We start from the raw sequence: 15,135 nt of genomic DNA, 5'->3' as shown, positions 1-15,135 counted from the left end.
ACGAAAAAAAACCGTCCGTTGAACCTCCTGACAAATTGTTGAAAAAAAATCGACGGATCGGGCCGGAAATTAGGCCGTTTCGAAAAAAATCACTACATTTGCGAGCAACAAAAATCCACGTTCATTATGTCTTTTATCAATGAAAGGGTTCAGCCCGAAGGACTTACCTTCGACGATGTGCTGCTTATACCCGCCTATTCGGAAGTGTTGCCGCGAGAGGTCAATGTCCAGACCCGTTTCTCGCGAAATATCTCTCTCAACATCCCCATCGTGTCCGCCGCCATGGACACGGTAACCGAAGCGCCGCTGGCGATCGCCCTGGCGCGGGAAGGTGGAATCGGCGTGATCCACAAGAACATGACCATCGCCGAGCAGGCCGCGCAGGTCCGCAAGGTGAAGCGCGCCGAGAACGGCATGATCTACGATCCGGTGACCATTTCCAAGGACCACACCGTAGGCGATGCGCTGAACCTGATGAAAGAGAACCGTATCGGAGGCATTCCGGTCGTGAATGCGGACAAAATACTCATCGGCATCGTCACCAACCGCGACCTGCGTTTCCAGCGCGACATGTCGCGTCGCATCGAAGAGGTGATGACGCCCGGCGACCGCCTCGTGACGACGCACAATCCCGAACTGGCGCATGCCCAGGAGATACTGCTCAACAGCAAGATCGAAAAGCTCCCCGTGGTGGACGACGAAGGCCATCTGGTGGGGCTTATCACTTATAAGGACATCACCAAGGTGCAGGACCATCCCAACGCCTGCAAGGACGCGAAGGGCCGCCTGCGCGTGGCTGCCGGCGTCGGCGTCACGCCCGACGCGATGGACCGCGTGAAGGCGCTGGTCGCCGAGGATGTCGACGCCGTGGTGCTCGACTCGGCGCACGGCCATTCGGCCAACATCGTTTCGATGCTCAGGCGGATCAAGGAGGTCTATCCGTCGCTCGACGTCGTGGTGGGCAACATCGCCACGGGCGGGGCTGCGCGCTACCTGATCGAGAACGGCGCCGACGGCGTGAAGGTCGGCATCGGCCCCGGTTCGATCTGCACGACGCGCATCATCGCGGGTGTGGGCGTTCCCCAGCTGACGGCCATCTACGACGTGGCCTGCGTGGCCCGCGAGAGCGGCGTTCCGGTGATCGCCGACGGCGGCCTGCGTTATTCGGGGGACCTGGTAAAGGCGCTGGCTGCGGGCGGCGACTGCGTGATGATCGGCTCGATGTTCGCCGGCACGGAGGAGGCTCCGGGCGAGACGATCATCTTCAACGGCCGCAAGTTCAAGAGCTACCGCGGCATGGGTTCGATCGACGCCATGAAGGCCGGGTCGGCCGACCGCTATTTCCAGAAGGGCTGCGAAGGCAACATCAGCAAGCTCGTTCCCGAAGGCATCGCCGCGCGCGTGCCGTTCAAGGGGTCCCTTTCCGAGACGGTTTACCAGCTCATCGGCGGCGTCCGTTCGGGCATGGGTTACTGCGGCGCGAAGAATATCGAGGCGCTCAAGCAGGCCCGTTTCATCCGCATCACGGCTTCGGGCATGCAGGAGAGCCATCCCCACGACGTGGCCATCACGAGCGAGGCGCCCAACTATTCGAGCGAACGGTAGATGGGACTCCCGGTCTCGAAATACGACTGGTGGATTCTGGCGGCGGCGTTCGCACTGTTCGCCGCATGGCTGATCACCCGCCTCCCGGTGCTGCGTACACTGGTCCTTGCGGCGGCGTTGGGTTATCTTCTCCGGCGCGTGTGGGTGGGCTATCGAAATTTTGGAAAGTAATTGAACGACTGATATGGAAAAAATCCTGATTCTCGACTTCGGGTCGCAGTACACGCAGCTCATCGCGCGGCGTGTGCGCGAACTCTGTGTCTATTGCGAAATCCACCCCTTCAACAAGATCCCGGCGATAGACGCGTCGGTGCGGGGCGTGATTCTTTCGGGCAGTCCCTTCTCCGTGCGGGACGCACAGGCTCCGACTCCCGACCTTTCGGCCATCAAGGGCAAACTGCCGCTGCTGGGCGTCTGCTACGGCGCGCAGTTCCTCGCCTCGGCTTTCGGCGGCGAGGTGCAGCCTGCGCCCAGCCGCGAATACGGCCGCGCGATGCTCACCGTGGGCGATGCGTCGGATGCGCTGATGCGCGGCCTTCCGGCCCGCACGCAGGTGTGGATGTCGCACGGTGACACCATTACGCGCGTGCCCGACAACTATGAACTGATCGCCAGCACCGAGGACGTGCGCGTCGCCGCCTTCCGCGTCGGGGGCGAGCGGACGTGGGGCATCCAGTTCCACCCCGAAGTGTACCATTCGACCGACGGCACGCAGCTGCTCAAAAACTTCGTCGTGGACATCTGCGGCTGTGATCAGTCGTGGACCTCGGAAAGTTTCGTCGAGGCCACCGTGCGCGAGCTGCGCGAAAAGCTGGGCGACGACAAGGTCGTGCTGGCGCTTTCGGGCGGAGTGGATTCGTCGGTGGCGGCCGTGCTGCTGCACAGGGCCATCGGCAAGAACCTCTACTGCGTCTTCGTCGACTCGGGCCTGCTGCGCAAGAACGAGTTCGAGGAGGTGCTCGAATCCTACAAGCACATGGGGCTGAACGTCAAGGGCGTGAATGCTTCGGCCAAGTTCCTGGGCGATCTGGCGGGCGTTACGGATCCCGAGCGGAAGCGCAAGATCATCGGCCGCGACTTCGTGGAGGTTTTCAACGAGGAGGCCATTCAGATCAAGGATGTCAAGTGGCTGGCGCAGGGTACGATCTACCCGGACGTGATCGAGTCGTGCTCGGTCAACGGCCCTTCGGCCACGATCAAGTCGCACCACAACGTCGGCGGGCTTCCCGAGAAGATGAACCTCCGGATCGTCGAGCCGCTGCGCCTGTTGTTCAAGGACGAGGTGCGCCGTGTGGGTCGTTCGATGGGCATTTCCGAACAGCTGATCGGCCGCCATCCCTTCCCGGGACCGGGCCTTGCGATCCGCATCCTGGGCGACATCACGCCCGAGAAGGTCGAAATTCTCCAGAACGTCGACAAAATCTATATCGACTCGCTGCGCGCCGCCGGGCTGTACGACCGGGTGTGGCAGGCGGGGGCGATCCTGCTCCCGGTGAAGAGCGTGGGCGTGATGGGCGACGAACGCACCTACGAGAGCTGCGTGGCCCTGCGTGCCGTGACCTCGACCGACGGCATGACCGCCGACTGGGTGCACCTGCCCTACGAGTTCCTGGCCGATGTTTCGAACGACATCATCAACAAGGTCAAGGGGGTCAACCGCGTAGTCTACGACATCTCCTCCAAACCGCCCGCAACGATCGAGTGGGAGTAGGGGATTCCCGTTATGAGAAAGGGCCGCATCTGCAACGGATGCGGCCCTTTCTTTATGGGGTGCGGGACTATTTCACCGTGACGGGCAGGGTGGCGGCGATGTCGGCCGACGAGGTTCCCAGCGAGAGGGTGTATTCGCCCGGATTGACCTTCCAGCCGCGCGACTGCGTGTCCCAGAACGCCAGCGCCTGCCGGTCGAGTTCGAACTCCACGACGGCGCTTTTGCCGGGGGTCAGGGTCACTTTCCGGAAGCCTTTCAGCTCCTTTTTCGGGCGGAGGACCGTCGGGGCGTTCTCCGAGACGTAGAGCTGCACGACTTCCGCTCCCTCGCGGTCGCCCGTGTTGGTCAGCGTGACGCTCACCTTCAGCGGCTTGTCGGCGGGGAATGTCTTCGGGGCGCGGGGCTTCTCCAGCGCGAAGGTCGTGTACGAAAGTCCGAACCCGAAGGGGTAGAGCGGTGCGATGCCCTTGGTTTCGTACCAGCGGTAGCCGACCAGCACCGACTCCTTGTAATCGACGTCGTAGAGCTGGATCAGGCGTTCGTTGTAGGCGCGGGGCGCTTTGTTGTAGAACTCCGCGCCGGCGGGCATCGTGCCTTTGGCGGGGGAGTCGTTGAACTCCTTTTCGATGGTCATGGGCAGTTTGCCCGAGGGCGACAGTTTGCCCGAAAGTATGTCGGCCAGCGCCGTGAATCCGCTTTGGCCCGGGTACCAGCCGTAGATCACCGCCGCGGCCCGTTCGTTCCAGCTGCCCATGCGGATGCCCGAACCCGAGTTGACCAGCACGATGGTGTTGGGATTGGCCTCGACGGCCGTGCGGATGAAGGCTTCCTCCTCCTTGGGTAGCGCGAAGGGGCGTTCGAACGACTCCACGTCGATCGTGCCCGTCGAGAGCAGCACCACGTCGGCGGCCGCCAGCTCCTCGCGGGAGGGCTTTTCGACGACGCGGACCGCATCGCCGTAGACCTCGCGGAGCGCCGCGGTCAGCGTCACGTTGTCGTAGCCCAGCACCTCGGCCGAGGACGAAGTGCTGCCTCCCGTGCGGGGAATCTGCTCGGTGAAGCGGCCCGTCAGCAGGATTTTGCGGCCTTCGGCGAGGGGCAGGATGCCGTTGTTGCGCAGCAGTACGATGCCCTCGGCGGCCACGTTGTAGCCGGTCTGCTTGTGCGCGGGGAATTTCTCCAGCAGGGCGGGAACGTATTTCTCCCGGTCGTAAAGCCCGAAGGCGATGCTCGTGGCGATGTTGGGACGGATCATCTTTTCGATGTCCTTTTCGGTGATGCGGCCCTCCTTGAGCAGCGTGCGCACCTCGCCGAAGAACTCCTTGCGGCCCGGCATCTCGACGTTCTGGCCGCTCTTGACCACCTTTTCCGTGTCGTTCACCGACGTCCAGTCGCTCATCACGCAGCCCCGGAATCCCAGTTCGCCGCGCAGGATGCGCCGGATCAGGTCGGCGTTCTGCCCGGCCCACTCGCCGTTGAGCCGGTTGTAGGAGGTCATCACGTAACCCACGCCGGCGTCGATGCCGGCCTTGAACGGCGGCAGGTAGAGTTCGTGCAGCGCCCGTTCGTCGACGATCGAGTTCGAGCGGCGGCGGTAAAATTCCGTCTCGTTGCAGATGAAGTGTTTCAGGCACGCCACGGTTCCCGTCGACTGCATGCCCTTCACGTACTCGGCGACCATCGCCGCGGAGAGCAGCGGGTCTTCGCCCATGTATTCGAAGTTGCGTCCGTTCTGCGAGTTGCGGTAGATATTCATGCCCGGACCCAGCAGGACTTCGATGCCTCCGGCGCGGCACTCTTCGCCCACGGCTTCGGCGTATTCATAGGCCAGCGACGGGTTGAAGGTCGCCGCCAGGGCTATCGGGCACGGAAAGGCCGTCGAACGCTCCAGCTGGCGGACCATCGTGGGATCGGACAGGTTGTCGCGCATGTGCACGCCCTGCGTGGCGTCGGAGAGATAGATGTAGGGCATGCCTTTCTCGGGCACGCCGTAAAAGAAGAAGGAGGAGTAGCCGCGCATGAACGAGATTTTCTCGTCGAGGGTCAGCTGTGCGATCCGGGCGTCGGCCTGCCGGTAGGCCTCGTCCCACGCTATGACCTGCTGGGCCGCGGCCGGTGCAATCGCCGCGGCCGCCGTTGCGAAGGCGAGCAAAAGTTTTACGGAGGTTTTCATCGTTTTTTCGAATTGGTTTGCGTTTCGGTTTTCCGCAAAGTTAGCGCATGAAAGGTCCGCCGGAACGGCCCTGCGGAAAAATATAAACGATACGGAATGTCAGTTTTCTGAAAATCAATGTATTGATATTCCAGATACCGCTGGATTATACAAATAAAACAGACGCAATAATTTGTTTTTGCACCCTTTTTATCGCTATATTTGCGCAAACCCGTTGCCTGAAATGAAAAAACTGCCTGCCCTTTTCGCTGTCCTCCTCATCTTCTCCGCATCCGGTCTGCACGCCGGGGAACCTTCGGATATACATACGCTGCTTCGCCGCCTGGACGGTCTGCTCGACCGCCGGGAGGAGTTCCTGCTCCGCCACGAGGCGCACCTCGACTCGCTCAAATCCCTGCTGTGCGTCGACACCCTCGGGTTCGGGACACGTTATGCCGTCACGGCGGAGATCGCGGAGCGTTATTTCGCCTACCAGAGCGATTCGACGATCGCCTTCCTGCGCCGGAATGTCGCGCTGGCCGAAAGGGCGGGGAATGCCGACCTGACGATCCGCGCCAAATCGGTCATGGCGATGTGTTACAGCATGAACGGCCGTTTCCTCGAAGCCGACCGGGTGCTTCGTGGCGTGACCGACACGCTGTCCATGAGCCGTGCGACGCAGGCGGCCTATTATGCCGCGCAGCACCGCCAGAACCGCGAGTGCCGCGGCCAGAGCGAGCCGGGGGCGGAGCGCGACCGGTTCCGGGCCTGCGAAGCGTACTACGCCCGCCGTGCGCTGGAGACCACCGACGACATTTCGAAACGTTTCTATTTCGCCTATCTCGTCGCCGTGGACGCAGGGGATTGCGACCGTGCCGCCGCGGCCTGCGACAGTGCGCTGTCGTGCGCTCCGCCCGCGTCGCACGACTATGCCCGGGCGGCGTTCTACCGTTCGGAGACCGAAAGGTTCCGGGGCGACGGGACCGCGCGTTTCGAATGGCTCGTGCGTGCCGCCATGGCCGATGTGCAGGGGGCCGTCCGCGACTACGGCGCCCTGGGCGCCGTGGCCGAAGAGCTGCTGCGCCGGGGCGACGCCGCACGGGCGATGCGGTGTATCCGTGTTGCGATCAACGACACGCAGGCCTACAATTCTCCCATCCGCTCGTGGCGCGACATGGCGATTCTGCCCCAGATCGAACAGGCGTACAGCGAGCGCAATGCCCGTCTGCACACGATGTACGTCGTGCTGATCCTCCTGGCCCTCCTTTTCGCCCTCTCGGCAGTCGGGGGCGTGCTGTTCGTCCTGCGCCAGAACCGGCGGCTCAACGCCGTGCAGCAGACCCTGCGCGAGTCGAACGGGAAGCTGGCCGAACTGGCCGCCAGCCTGCGCGAAACCAATGCCGACCTGAGCCGGCAGAACATCCGCATCGCCGACGCCAACCGCATCAAGGAGGTCTATATCGGCGGGTTCCTGAAGACGATCTCCGAATATATCTACAAACTGGCCGACACCTACCGTCATGTCGGCCGGATGCTGCGCGACGACCGTTCCGACGAACTGCGCCGCGAGTATGCCGGAACCGACGTCCGGAGCGACGAACTGAAAGAGTTCTACCACAATTTCGACACCACCTTTCTGGGGCTTTTCCCCTCGTTCATCGGGGAGTTCAACCGCCTGCTCGCCGACGATGCGCGCATCGAGGTCCGCCGTCCGGGAAGCCTTACGACCGAACTGCGCATCTTCGCGCTGGTCCGGCTGGGCATCACCGACACGTCGACCATCGCCTCGCTGCTGCACTGTTCGGTCAATACGGTGTATAGCTACCGTTCGCGTACGCGACTGCGCTCGCTCGTTCCGGAGCGGGATTTCGAACGGCGGGTGCAGTCCATCGGCCTCGGGGACGCCGCCGCCGGGGGCTCCGGAGCCTGACCGGGACATTCCGGCCGGGGGCAGGGCCTTTTCGGTCCGGACTTCGGGCGCTGCCGCCGTAGTAGCTGCCGCTGCGTATACAAAACCGCCCGCCGTCGCCTATCCGGCCATCCCTACATCCGCACTTCGGCCTGCACGTCGGTTCGCATCTCCGCTCGTCTCGCAACCCTCTTCGACGGTTCCGGACCGATGGTTTGCGTCCCGTTTCGCAATCCCCTTCTGCGATCCTGTCCGATAGTCCCGGACCGTCGGTTGCACTTCGTTCCGTAATCGTCCCGCAATCTCCTTCTACAATTCTCTCCCGCAGTCCCGGAGCTTCCCTCTCCGCACCGTAATTTACGCTGAAATCAGACGATTGACGGGCTGTTATTTTCTTTTTCCGAAAATATGCCTATATTTGTCAGACAAATAAGATCAATCAACCGGAATACAGGCCGAGACACCGGCCTCCTGACTAACCTACTTGCTACATGAAACCGAATGCTTTGGAAAAAATCTGCCTCGCGGGCGCTGCCGTAACGGGCGCCGTGACGCTTACGGCCTGCGGTGAAAAGGCTCCTGCCGACGCACGGCCCAACATCGTGCTGATCCTTGCCGACGACCTGGGATTCAGCGATCTGGGCTGTTTCGGCGGTGAAATCACCACCCCGAACCTCGATTCGCTGGCCGCCAACGGACTCCGCTACCGCCAGTTCTACAACACGGCGCGCAGCTGTCCCTCGCGGGCGAGTATGCTCACGGGCCTCACGCCCCATCTTGCGGGCGTCGGGCACATGGTCGCCGACCGCGGCTATCCGGGTTACCGCGGCACACTGGCCCCGAACTCCGTGACGCTGGCCGAGGCGCTCCGCGCGAGCGGCTACCATACGGCCATGTCGGGCAAATGGCATGTGACCAACAACACCGATCCGGCGGGCGACACCTCGCAATGGCCCCTGCAACGCGGTTTCGAGCGTTTCTACGGTACGTTGAGCGGCCACGGCAGCTTCTGGGACCCCAAATGCCTGTTCGACGGCAACACCCCGGTCCGCGCCGAGGGCGACTATTATTATACGGAGGCGATCACCGACCGTGCCCGGCGGTTCATCGGCGAAATGGCCGGGGAGGACGCCCCGTTCTTCCTCTATGTGGCCTACACCGCGCCGCACTACCCCTTGCATGCACGCCCCGAATACATCGAAAAATACAAGGGCCGCTTCGCCGCGGGCTGGGATTCGCTGCGCACGGAGCGTTTCAGGCGGATGAAACGCATGGGCGTCCTCCCTGCCGGGGCCGTGCTGCCCCCGAAGGACGGGCAGTGCTACGACTGGGCCGACGAGCCGGAGAAGGAGTGGCAGCAGATGCGTATGGAGGTCTACGCCGCGATGGTCGAACAGATGGATGCGGGCGTGGGGGAGATCGTCGGCGATTTGCGCCGCCGCGGCCTGCTCGACAATACCCTGATCGTCTTTCTGTCGGACAACGGCGCTTCGAACGAGGGCCACCTGAACAATACGGTGGAACGCACGGGCAAACATTGGGGCGACCGGATGATTCCCGCCGGGACGCGCGACGGACGTCCTGTGCATGCGGGCGACATTCCGGGCCTGGCGCTCGGTCCCGACGACACCTATGGCAGTTACGGACCCCAGTGGGCGCACCTCTGCGGCACGCCGTTCCGCCGTTACAAAAGCTGGATTCACGAGGGCGGCATCTGCGCCCCGATGATCGTTGCGTGGGGCGGCCGGATAGCCGACAGGGGCGCTTTCCGCGACGGCGTGTTCGGCATCACGGACTTCATGCCCACCTTTCTCGAACTGGCCGGCTGGGAGTATCCCGATTCGATCCGGGGGCTGAAGACCATTCCGGTCGAGGGGCGGAGTTTCGCCGCGACGTTCGCCGAAAACCGCATCGACACGACCCGCACGATGTTTTGGGAGCACGAGGGCAACAAGGCCGTCCGGCGCGGGAAATGGAAACTCGTGGCCGAATACCCGGGCAGCTGGCGCACGCTGCGCTCCTATCCGACGGGCGGCGCGTGGGAACTCTACGACCTCGATACGGACCGCACCGAGACCCGCGACCTCGCGGCGCAGCATCCCGAACTGGTGCGCGAACTGGCTGCCGAGTGGGAGGCGTGGGCCGCCCGCGCGCAGGTCGAAGACTGGGGTGCGATCGGCGGCGAAAAGTGGTAGACGCTCCTTGTTTTGAGGCCCGGACGAACCGTTGTAATTGAATAGCAGCGGTTCGTTCGTTTCATTGTCACGGAACCGTCGTACGGATGAAACTCCGGCAGGGTAGTTTTGCAGCGTGAACCGAAGCGATGTGATCTCGCAACCTGACTATCCTGTCCGAAACTTCACCGGCCCCGCATGCAACAAGCGGGGCTTTTTTTCGTTCGGAAGGTGCGTCCTACGGCCGGAATGCGTATATTTGCGGGACGCAAACGATGATCCGATGAAAGATTTTGCAGCCATAGATTTCGAAACGGCCAACGGGAAGCGCACGAGCGTCTGCTCGGTGGGCGTCGTGGTCGTGCGCGGCGGCGAGGTGACCGACACGTTTTACCGCCTGATCCGCCCCCGTCCCAATTTTTACAGCCGTTTCACGACGGCCATCCACGGACTCACCTACGAGGATACGGCCGATGCCCCCGATTTCGCGTCGGTGTGGCGCGAAATAGAGCCCCGCATCGCGGGGCTGCCGCTCGTGGCCCACAACTCGCCCTTCGACGAAGGCTGCCTGCGGGCCGTCTTCGAGCTGTACGGCATGCCTTATCCCGGCTATACGTTCTACTGCACCTGCCGTGCCTCGCGCCGCACCTTCGGGAGCCGTCTTCCGAACCACCAGCTGCACACCGTTTCCGCCGCCTGCGGCTTCGAACTCGAAAACCACCACCACGCGCTGGCCGATGCCGAAGCGTGTGCGCAGATCGCCCTGAAAATCCTATAATATATAGGTGCTGCCTGTACGATTTCACCCCTGCCGGAGAGTTTTCGGCAGGGGTGATTTTTTTCGTGAGACTTGTCGGACGGCCTTTTCTTCGCTTCAAAGCCCCAGCTCCAGCTGGAAGCGGATTTCCCAGCGGTTGTAGTCGGGGTGTATGGACCGGCTCCGGGTGTTGTACGACATGTCGGCCTGCACCTTGAGGCTGTGGCCGATGATGTAGCGCGTGATGCCCAGCGTGGTCTGGTTCCAGTTGCGGTATCCGGCCAGCGGCTGCACTTCGCTGTCCGGGAACAGCGTCGAGTTGCGCAGGGCGATTTCCCATTTTTTGTTGAACAGGTAGCTGGTCTGCACGTTGAGGCCCTGCCCTTTGTAGACGAAGGCTCCTGTTTCGGGGCTGAACAGCGGGTCGCTGCACGAACGGCCCATGAAATCGGTGTAGAAGGCGAAGCCCCGGTATTCGAGGATGAAATCGACGAAATAGGACCCCATGTTGCGTGTGGCGTCGCCGGGCATCACGGCGCCCCGCTGGCCCTTCAGCCGCGAGGCCTTGTGGTTGTAGGAGTAGGCTCCGGCGAGCAGAATCTTCACCCGCTCCTCGAACTCGTAGTTACCCTCGATGACGTCGCCCTTCGATTTGAAGCGTCCCAGCGGATAGAGTTCCAGGCGCCCCGTGTAGGCCAGCCCTCCGGTCGGCGAACTGCCCCAGTTGCGGCCTTCGCCCAGCGTGACGGAACCCTTCGCCGAGAGGTTGAAGCCCTCGCCGTGGCGCATGTTGTATTCGCCGAAGAATCCGAAGTCGCGGTCGAGGTTGAACTCGCTGTTGACGATGCTGCGGTCGACGAATTGCAGGGCGCTCGACGAATTGATCCGCGCGCGGTTGGCCTTGATCTTGGTCTGCCCGAAGCCGATGTTCCAGGTGGCGTTGGGCACGTAGTAGACGATGGCGTCGCGCACGATGTTCATGTCGCCGCCGGGCAGCGGCTCGGTGTCGTAGGAGGTGAAGCCCAGCTGGACCGAGTAGACCAATTTGGGTGAATAGATGTATCCGTCGAAGCGCAGCCGCAGCCGTTTGACGCGGGCTTCGGTCTTGGTGAGCGTGAAGTCGTCGTCGAACGACAGCGCCAGGAGGTTCTGCATGCGGAAGCGCATCGTCAGTTCGAACCAGTCGTTCTTGGGGCGGAAGGTGATGCCCTTGCCGATTTCGATGTTGGGCATGTTGCGCAGCTGCGCCAGCAGTTCGCCGGTCGAATCGGCCGCGATGATTTCGGTGCGGGGTTTGCGTTTCTGTGCCGCCGGGGTCTGCGGCTTCTCCTGTGCCGCGGCCAGTGACCAGCAGGCAGTCAGCAGGAGCAGGATCGGGATTTTTTTCATCGTCTCTTTCTGTTAATTCTCTTTCGGTTGCATGCCGGACAAAAGTACAAAAAATATGCAGAGTCCGGGAAAAGGCGATGCAAAGTTGGGGCGTAAATCTGAAACGAACTTGAAATGCAGGGGCGCCAGGGGGCTTTCGGAGGGTAAAAAGATGCGGTGGAAGAGATAAAATTCGAAAAAATAGGAAATCTGGAATAAATTGTGTATCTTTGCCAGCGAAACAATCGAGTTTTGTTTTGAATCTTTCTTTGTAAGTGTTTGATCCCGCAGTTCATCGCGGTTTCCCCCATTCTCAAAATCGACCTCATTAGCTTGCTCTTTTGTTGGGAGCGGCGTGCGCGTGCGCTTCGGTATTTGCAAAAAACAATTGATAAATGGCCAAACGAATTACATCGGGAAAGAGAGAAAGAGAGAAATTAAAGCAGACCAAGCGTCAGGACAAGCAGAAGAAAAAGGAGGAGCGTCTGAGCGGCGGAAGCCGCAGTTTCGAGGACATGCTGGCGTATGTCGACGAAAACGGCGTCCTTCACACGACCCCGCAGGATGTGAAACCCAAGGAGGAGATCGATGTCTCGCAGATCGAAATTTCGGTGCCGAGGCAGTCGGAAATCGAGGAGGAGGAGCCGATGAGCGGCCGGGTGGAATATTTCACCGCATCCAAAGGCTACGGCTTCATCAAGGATGCCGCCGGTTCCGAGAAATACTTTTTTCATATCACCAACGCCCCGGCGGGCATTGCCGAAGGGGACCGGGTGACGTTCGAACTCGAACGCGGCACGCGGGGAATGAATGCAGTACGAATAGCTATCATTAACAAATAACACTTTTTTAATTAACTTATCAAGAGAATGAACATTTATGTTTCGCATCTGAGCTGGGGCACGAGCAGTGAGGGCTTAGGAAATTTATTCATGCAGTTCGGCGAAGTAGCGTCGGCTAATGTTATTACCGACCGGGAGACGGGCCGTTCGCGCGGTTTCGGCTTCGTCGAGATGCCCAATGAGGAAGAGGGTCAGAAGGCCATCGACCAGCTCAACGGAACCAACTTCGAGGGTCAGACGATCACGGTCAACGTGGCTCGTCCCCGCGAGGATCGCTCTTCGGGCGGCTACGGCGGCAATCGCGGCGGTGGCAACCGCGGCGGCGGTTACGGCGGCAACCGTGGCGGTGGCTACGGCGGCAACGGCGGCGGTTACGGTCGCAACCGGTACTAATTCCGGATTTATTTCAGCGAGGATCTCCGGGAGAGCATTTCTCCCCATACCATACGGAGCGGGGCGGTTTTTACCGCCCCGTTTTTTATTTTTTTCTATTTCTCACACGCCCAGCGACATCGGGAAAAAGAGTGAAAAATTACCTGCGGAACCTCTGTTTTTCCCGAAAAAAGCGATAACTTGCCGCCATGAAGGAGACGGTGCTCGAAAAACTCAAGGTGCTGGCCGAGTCGGCCAAATACGACGTTTCGTGCGCTTCGAGCGGCGTGACGCGCAAGCATCGCGCGGGCGGGGTGGGCAGCGCCGCGGGGTGGGGCATCTGCCACACCTTCACGGCCGACGGCCGCTGCGTTTCGCTGCTGAAGATCATGCTCACCAACGTCTGCATCTACGACTGCGCCTACTGCATCAACCGGCGCAGCAACGACATCCCGCGCGCGGCCTTCACGCCCGGCGAACTGGCCGAACTGACCATCGAGTTCTACCGCCGCAACTACATCGAGGGGCTTTTCCTCTCGTCGGGCGTTATCCGCGACCCCGACTATACGATGGAACGCATGGTCCGCGTGGCCCGCGACCTGCGCACGGTGCACCGTTTTAACGGCTACATCCACCTGAAAAGCATTCCCGGCGCCAGCCGCGAACTGGTGGCCGAGGCCGGACGCTATGCCGACCGCATGAGCGTCAACATCGAAATCCCGACCGAACGCAACCTGCAGCTGCTGGCCCCCGACAAGAATTACGAAAGCATCTACCGCCCGATGAGCTACATCCAGCAGGGGGTGCTCCAGAGCGCCGAGGAGCGCACGCGCTTCCGCCATGCGCCGCGCTTCGCCCCGGCCGGACAGAGCACGCAGATGATCGTCGGGGCCACGGACGAGAGCGACCGCGACATCCTGCTGCTCTCGTCGGCCCTCTACGGGCGGCCCGCGATGAAGCGGGTCTACTATTCGGGCTTCATTCCCGTCAATCCCTACGACAAGCGGCTGCCGGCGCTCGACAAGGCGCCGCTCGTGCGTGAGAACCGGCTCTACCAGGCCGACTGGCTGATGCGTTTCTACGGATTCCGCGCCGAGGAGATCGCCGACGAGCAGACGCCCCGGCTGGACCTCGAAATCGATCCCAAGCTGGCCTGGGCCTTGCGGAACCCCGCGTTTTTCCCCGTCGATGTCAACCGTGCCGATTACGAAGCCCTGCTGCGCGTGCCGGGCATCGGGGTCAAGTCGGCCCGGCTGATCGTCGCCTCGCGCCGCTACCGGACGCTGACGCAGCAGTCGCTGCGGCAGATCGGCGTGGTGATGAAGAAGGCGCAGTATTTCATCTGCTGCCGCGAACTGACTACGGGACAGGGTGTCAACGAACTCCGCCCCGAGCAGGTGCGCCGCCTGCTGACCGCCCCGCAGCGGCGAAAGCAGGACCGGAACGAAGGCCAACTGACCCTTTTCTGATGCGATGCTGGTTTTCCGATACGACAAATCCTTCGACGGGCTGCTGTCTGCCCTGTTCGACGCCTACTCGCTGCGGGCGTTTCCCGAGGCGCTGATCGGTTCCGGGGAGCCTGAACCGCTCTTCACCGAGCGCGTCCACGAGGTCGCCACCGACGGGGCGCATGCCGACCGCGTGTGGCGGGGCCTGGAGCGGCGGCTGACCGCCCGCATCCGTTCGATGTTCGTCTACGCCTGGCACGGCGAGCAGCCGCAGGGCGACCTGCTGATGCTGCGCTGCCTGCGCCGCGTCTTCGACGAGGGCGGGGGCGTCGTGGCCGACCAGGCCGATCCCGACATGAAGTCGCTTTTCCAGCTGGCGCTCAAGGTCTCCCACGAGCGGGAACGCCTCAAACAGTTCGTCCGCCTCCAGAAAGCCGCCGACGGAACCTATTTCGCGGCCGTCACGCCCGAGCACAACGCCCTGCCGCTGGGGCTGGACTATTTCACCGACCGTTTCGCCGACCAGCGGTGGCTGATCTACGACCGGCGTCGCGATTACGGCTACTATTACGACGGGCATACGGCGCGGCGCGTCACGCTGGAGGACGACCGGGGAATGATCGCCGACAAGCTCGCCGACGAATGGCTCGCCGAAGACGAGCGCGAGTTCCAGCTGCTGTGGAAAAACTATTTCCGGGCGCTGGCGATTCCCCAGCGCGTCAACGAGCGCCAGCAGCGCCGCATGATGCCCCGCCGTTACTGGAAGCACCTGACCGAGATGGAGTGACTGTCCGGGG

The 15,135-nt window shown here is 62.0% G+C and carries 13 protein-coding genes; 10 read left to right on the top strand and 3 right to left on the bottom strand.

The features are described from left to right. Positions 1–126: 126 nt before the first annotated feature. Genes guaB through guaA form a run of 3 tightly spaced genes read left to right on the top strand, consistent with a single transcriptional unit; the run spans position 127 to position 3,316 of the window. The gene (guaB, locus tag ACGHP5_RS00770) at positions 127–1,605 is read left to right on the top strand and encodes an IMP dehydrogenase (RefSeq protein WP_290531624.1); all 1,479 of its coding nucleotides are present in this window, start codon (positions 127–129) and stop codon (positions 1,603–1,605) included. Then, positions 1,606–1,776 (top strand): hypothetical protein, encoded by a 171-nt coding sequence (locus tag ACGHP5_RS00765; RefSeq protein WP_015546571.1) that lies wholly within the window; start codon positions 1,606–1,608, stop codon positions 1,774–1,776. 13 nt (positions 1,777–1,789) lie between these two features. Further along, positions 1,790–3,316, top strand: coding sequence for a glutamine-hydrolyzing GMP synthase (gene guaA / locus ACGHP5_RS00760; protein ID WP_290531623.1), 1,527 nt, complete (start codon positions 1,790–1,792; stop codon positions 3,314–3,316). 67 nt (positions 3,317–3,383) lie between these two features. On the opposite strand, the gene ACGHP5_RS00755 is transcribed toward guaA, so the two are convergent. Continuing rightward, positions 3,384–5,489, bottom strand: a complete 2,106-nt coding sequence (locus ACGHP5_RS00755) for a glycoside hydrolase family 3 N-terminal domain-containing protein (RefSeq protein WP_390567849.1) — start codon at positions 5,487–5,489, stop codon at positions 3,384–3,386. 223 nt (positions 5,490–5,712) lie between these two features. On the opposite strand from ACGHP5_RS00755, the gene ACGHP5_RS00750 reads away from it, so the two are divergent. The 3 genes from ACGHP5_RS00750 to ACGHP5_RS00740 all read left to right on the top strand — a co-directional run bounded on the left by ACGHP5_RS00750 (position 5,713) and on the right by ACGHP5_RS00740 (position 10,329). Continuing rightward, positions 5,713–7,398 (top strand): DUF6377 domain-containing protein, encoded by a 1,686-nt coding sequence (locus ACGHP5_RS00750; protein WP_390567848.1) that lies wholly within the window; start codon positions 5,713–5,715, stop codon positions 7,396–7,398. 470 nt (positions 7,399–7,868) lie between these two features. Beyond that, positions 7,869–9,572, top strand: a complete 1,704-nt coding sequence (locus tag ACGHP5_RS00745; RefSeq protein WP_390567847.1) for an arylsulfatase — start codon at positions 7,869–7,871, stop codon at positions 9,570–9,572. 262 nt (positions 9,573–9,834) lie between these two features. Beyond that, entirely contained in the window at positions 9,835–10,329 is a 495-nt protein-coding gene (locus ACGHP5_RS00740) for a 3'-5' exonuclease (RefSeq protein ID WP_290531619.1), read from the top strand. 96 nt (positions 10,330–10,425) lie between these two features. Here ACGHP5_RS00740 and ACGHP5_RS00735 read toward each other — a convergent pair whose 3' ends face one another. Further along, positions 10,426–11,697 (bottom strand): porin, encoded by a 1,272-nt coding sequence (locus tag ACGHP5_RS00735; protein ID WP_390567846.1) that lies wholly within the window; start codon positions 11,695–11,697, stop codon positions 10,426–10,428. A 12-nt stretch (positions 11,698–11,709) separates the two neighbouring features. Then, entirely contained in the window at positions 11,710–12,057 is a 348-nt protein-coding gene (locus ACGHP5_RS00730; protein ID WP_295903454.1) for a hypothetical protein, read from the bottom strand. A 14-nt stretch (positions 12,058–12,071) separates the two neighbouring features. On the opposite strand from ACGHP5_RS00730, the gene ACGHP5_RS00725 reads away from it, so the two are divergent. From ACGHP5_RS00725 to ACGHP5_RS00710, 4 genes are all read left to right on the top strand, one after another. Further along, a complete protein-coding gene (locus ACGHP5_RS00725; protein WP_290531617.1) occupies positions 12,072–12,518 on the top strand; it encodes a cold-shock protein in 447 nt (148 codons plus the stop codon). 27 nt (positions 12,519–12,545) lie between these two features. Beyond that, positions 12,546–12,911, top strand: a complete 366-nt coding sequence (locus tag ACGHP5_RS00720; protein ID WP_290531616.1) for an RNA-binding protein — start codon at positions 12,546–12,548, stop codon at positions 12,909–12,911. A 188-nt stretch (positions 12,912–13,099) separates the two neighbouring features. Then, a complete protein-coding gene (locus ACGHP5_RS00715; protein WP_390567845.1) occupies positions 13,100–14,359 on the top strand; it encodes a putative DNA modification/repair radical SAM protein in 1,260 nt (419 codons plus the stop codon). Positions 14,360–14,363: 4 nt separating this feature from the next. Next, on the top strand, positions 14,364–15,125 hold the full coding sequence (locus ACGHP5_RS00710; RefSeq protein ID WP_337771298.1) for a TIGR03915 family putative DNA repair protein: 762 nt from the start codon (positions 14,364–14,366) through the stop codon (positions 15,123–15,125). Positions 15,126–15,135 lie beyond the last annotated feature (10 nt).

It is taken from the genome of Alistipes sp. i18-0019-D1 (assembly GCF_042852885.1).
In the GTDB taxonomy this organism is placed as follows: domain Bacteria; phylum Bacteroidota; class Bacteroidia; order Bacteroidales; family Rikenellaceae; genus Alistipes.
Note: the sequence above shows the minus strand (reverse complement) of the source record. Positions and strands in the feature narration are given on the sequence as shown.

Bases quoted from the DNA above. Each gene is read 5' to 3' on its own strand.
- ACGHP5_RS00710 (WP_337771298.1), top strand. From the start codon at position 14,364: ATGCTGGTTTTCCGATACGACAAATCCTTCGACGGGCTGCTGTCTGCC.
- ACGHP5_RS00765 (WP_015546571.1), top strand. From the start codon at position 1,606: ATGGGACTCCCGGTCTCGAAATACGACTGGTGGATTCTGGCGGCGGCG.
- ACGHP5_RS00740 (WP_290531619.1), top strand. From the start codon at position 9,835: ATGAAAGATTTTGCAGCCATAGATTTCGAAACGGCCAACGGGAAGCGC.
- guaB (WP_290531624.1), top strand. From the start codon at position 127: ATGTCTTTTATCAATGAAAGGGTTCAGCCCGAAGGACTTACCTTCGAC.
- ACGHP5_RS00745 (WP_390567847.1), top strand. From the start codon at position 7,869: ATGAAACCGAATGCTTTGGAAAAAATCTGCCTCGCGGGCGCTGCCGTA.
- ACGHP5_RS00735 (WP_390567846.1), bottom strand. From the start codon at position 11,697: ATGAAAAAAATCCCGATCCTGCTCCTGCTGACTGCCTGCTGGTCACTG.
- ACGHP5_RS00755 (WP_390567849.1), bottom strand. From the start codon at position 5,489: ATGAAAACCTCCGTAAAACTTTTGCTCGCCTTCGCAACGGCGGCCGCG.
- guaA (WP_290531623.1), top strand. From the start codon at position 1,790: ATGGAAAAAATCCTGATTCTCGACTTCGGGTCGCAGTACACGCAGCTC.
- ACGHP5_RS00725 (WP_290531617.1), top strand. From the start codon at position 12,072: ATGGCCAAACGAATTACATCGGGAAAGAGAGAAAGAGAGAAATTAAAG.
- ACGHP5_RS00750 (WP_390567848.1), top strand. From the start codon at position 5,713: ATGAAAAAACTGCCTGCCCTTTTCGCTGTCCTCCTCATCTTCTCCGCA.
- ACGHP5_RS00715 (WP_390567845.1), top strand. From the start codon at position 13,100: ATGAAGGAGACGGTGCTCGAAAAACTCAAGGTGCTGGCCGAGTCGGCC.
- ACGHP5_RS00720 (WP_290531616.1), top strand. From the start codon at position 12,546: ATGAACATTTATGTTTCGCATCTGAGCTGGGGCACGAGCAGTGAGGGC.